Here is a 3303-nt window from a genome sequence, read left to right on the forward strand (position 1 = left end):
ACGAGGCGGGGCTCGCGGCCGGAGAGAAGAACGCCGCCGGGGACGCGGCCGCGCTGCACCAGCGCGCGGGTTTCGACTTCGCGGGGGTCGAGGAGTGCGGGGCGGACGAGGAGTGCCCGGCCTTCACCGACGTGTACGGCGACGCCGTCGTCGACATCGAGTACTCCGACGAGCTGCCCCGCGCGTTCGCCGAGATGTGCGCCGACGACGAGTCTCCGGCGTCGATGGTGCTGCGCGACCGCGACCTGCTCACACCCGACAGCGACGGCTATGTGTTCGAGACGTGCCCCTGACCCTCATCGCCGGTGCGGCCCTCGCTAGGCTGACCTCGTGAGCATGACGGGGGATCACGACGGCGCCGCGCCCGCCGCCGCGCCTGCCCCTCCTCCTGCCGTCGTGCCAGTCCCTCCTCCCGCCGTCGCGCCTGGCCCCACCCGCCACCGACTTCGCGCGACCGCAGTCCGCACCGTGCTGACCCGGTGGGCGCGCGCCGTCGCGGAGATCCCCCGGTGGCTCTGGATCGCCGCTGCCGCCATCGTCGCGATCGTCATCGTCGTCATGCTGATGGGCGGGCTCGCACAGGCGCAGCCGTCTCCGTCGCAGCTCGGTGCGGGTGATGAGGCACGCACCTCGGTCTACGCCGTGACCGTGCTGGATGCGCAGTTCACGAGCGAGGTCGAGTCCGAGTACCTCGAAGCCGAACCGGGCGAGAAGCTGCTCGTGATGACGATGCTGTTCGAGAACCTCTCCGACCAGCCGATCGGCGTCGGCACCACCGCCGACCGCCTGAAGGCCGGGATCATCAACACCGACGACCCTCTGCTCGACCTCACCGGCATCGCCGAGATCGGCAGCGCCTCGGTCTGGCGTGCCGACGGGTCGGCAGGTCAGGTCATCCTGCAGCCGGGGGTGCCGAGCGAGGTCACCATCGCCTGGACGGTACCCGAGGATGCCTTCGCCGACGGCGTCGTGTCGCTCGACGTGCACGAGGTCGAGATCAGGCGCGGTGCCGTGATCCTGTCATCCGGAGTGGTCACCTGGCGCCCTGCCGAACTCTCGGCGCAGATCACCGTCGATGCGACGGAGGCGCCATGAGGCGCGCCCTGCCGTGGATCGTCGGCGGCGCGCTGGTGCTCGGCGCGGGAGCGGTCACCGCGGTGACACCCGATGACGATGCGGTCGTGAGTCCGATCCTCAAGACGGCGCCCGCCGGCGAGGCCGTCGAGTCGCGCACGCTGATCGCGACGGTGACCGAAGCGTCGGTCGCAGACGAGGTCGCCGTCGCCGATTCCGAATGGAGCGCCGAGGGCGACTGGCTTGTCGTGACGATCGCCGCCTCTGCGGCGACCACGGAACAAGGCGCCGCCATCCAGCTCGCCACCCTGACCGTCGGTGATCGCGTGTTCCAGTCGAGCGAGCGACCGCCCGCGTCGCTGACGGCCACTCCGCTGCGGGTGGGCATTGACACCGTCGGCACACTCGCGTTCGAGCTTCCGCGCGACGCGGTCACCGGCCCGGCCGAGCTGCGAATGACCACGTCGTACTTCACGGCCGAGCTCGATGACATGGTGGCCGTCCCGAGCGACCTCGACGACCTGCCGCGCGCCCCGAGCATCGATCTCGTCGACCCCGAGCTGGTGGCGCGATGAGGTGGTGGCGCACGCAGCGCATGGCGCTGGCCGCCCTCCTGATCGCGGCCGTCGCGATGGTCGGGGTGACCGTATGGCTCGATGTGCTGCCGAGCATCCGCCCCACCGACAGGGTGATCGAGGCGGAATCGAGCGTCGAGCTCTCGGGACAGACCCTGTCGCTCGGGTCCGTCGAGTGGGGTGAGTTCGAGGCGTCGGACGGCGCACGCACGCTCAGCGTGCGTCTGAGCTCGACCGGCGGCTTCGACGCCTCGACCTGCGGTGTGTCGACCCTCACCGAGACCGATTCCTCACGCACCTGGGTCAGCTCGCGGGCCTCGATCGATGTGCCCTACGACGAGGGCGAGAGCTCATGCATCGCCGAGTCGTCGTCGTACCGCATCCTGCTCGTCTTCCTCGTGCCCGACGACGCCGACGGCCCTTTCCGCCTCGACATCGAGGGCAGCGACGACGACCTCGCCCGCTTCGTCATCGAGCCCTGAGGGCCGGGTGTCGAGACCGGACTCGGGTCGACCGATCACCGCGTCGTACGCGGTCGCGACGATCGCGACCCGCAGAGGTTCGGCCACCGCTGCGACCGCGACCGTGACGAGCGGGAAGATCCCCGCCCAGAACGACGCCTCATGTCCGCCGACGAGCAGCAGCACGCCACGGGTGCCCGACTGCTCGGCGAAGCCCCACGCCGCATAGGCCAGGGCGTACACCCCGAACAGCAGCGGGCCCCCTCGCCAGATCACGGTGACCGCGGCGACCAGTCCCTCGAGACGCATCACGAGAGTGCGCGCGATGCTCATGGCGGTGCCGCGAGCGACTCCTCCGCTCCAGCGCGCGAAGGGCGGCGTCGAGTCGAAGGTGGTGCCGAAGATCACACCGGCGACCGTGAGCCACGCCGCGGGCACGATGAGCGCAGCGACGAGGATGCCGAACAGCCAGGTCGCGCCCTCCCAGACCACGGCGACCGGTGCGAAGTTGAGGGCGAACCAGTCACCGATCCCCTGCAGCCAGCCGACCGCCTCGCGACCCGCGACCCAGTCGAGAACCCCGTTCCACCATCGTGCGACGAGCGTGAAGAGCATGAAGGTCCAGAGCACTTCGGTGTACGCGGCGAGCACCACGGTCCACCTCGGCAGGCGGTCGGCGAAGCGCGTGTACAGCAGTCGGGCCACCAGCGCGATCACGAGCACGGTCACCGGCAGTGCGCCGACCGCGATCAGTCCACCGCGGTCGCCCACCTGGTCGAGCTGGAACCCCGAGTCCGCGAGGGCGATGGCGCTCGCGATCTGGTAGAACTCGATCTGGTCGGCGTCGAGGAGTCCCCACGCGGTGTAGAACGCGAAGAACGGCAGGATCGCGGCGAGGGTCGCCGAGGCGAACTCGCGACGGCCTCCGGCATCCTCTCGTCTGCTGTGCGGCAGCGACGGACGCACGGTGAGGTACATCGCCACGTACGACACGAGCCGCGCGGCGACGGCGAGCGGCAGCAGCAGCAGGCCGCCGAGCGTGGTGAGGCCGCCGACGAACCCTGCGAGCTCGATGAGCACGCGGTGCAGCGCTTCGCCTCCGAGATACCAGGCCATGAGCGCAGGCCAGTGGCGGGCGAGGATGCGCCCGCACGTGCGGAGGGCCTGAGACATGGGCCCTACCGTATCCGGTC

4 protein-coding genes are annotated in these 3303 nt (G+C 70.5%); 3 read left to right on the forward strand and 1 reads right to left on the reverse strand.

Translation table 11 applies throughout. The features are described from left to right. The 3 genes from J7E68_RS05165 to J7E68_RS05175 all read left to right on the forward strand — a co-directional run. On the forward strand, positions 1–293 hold a 293-nt coding region (locus J7E68_RS05165), incomplete at its 5' end, for an endo alpha-1,4 polygalactosaminidase (RefSeq protein ID WP_215170485.1). A gap of 37 nt (positions 294–330) precedes the next feature. Next, positions 331–1095, forward strand: coding sequence for a DUF4352 domain-containing protein (locus J7E68_RS05170; protein WP_215170487.1), 765 nt, complete (start codon positions 331–333; stop codon positions 1093–1095). After that, positions 1092–1649 (forward strand): hypothetical protein, encoded by a 558-nt coding sequence (locus J7E68_RS05175; protein WP_215170489.1) that lies wholly within the window; start codon positions 1092–1094, stop codon positions 1647–1649. Before J7E68_RS05170 ends, J7E68_RS05175 begins: the two co-directional genes overlap by 4 nt. 350 nt (positions 1650–1999) lie before the next feature. On the opposite strand, the gene J7E68_RS05180 is transcribed toward J7E68_RS05175, so the two are convergent. Then, a complete protein-coding gene (locus J7E68_RS05180; RefSeq protein WP_215170491.1) occupies positions 2000–3283 on the reverse strand; it encodes a hypothetical protein in 1284 nt (427 codons plus the stop codon). Between the last annotated feature and the right edge of the window lie 20 nt (positions 3284–3303).

It is taken from the genome of Microbacterium sp. ISL-103 (assembly GCF_018613995.1).
Taxonomy (GTDB): domain Bacteria; phylum Actinomycetota; class Actinomycetes; order Actinomycetales; family Microbacteriaceae; genus Microbacterium.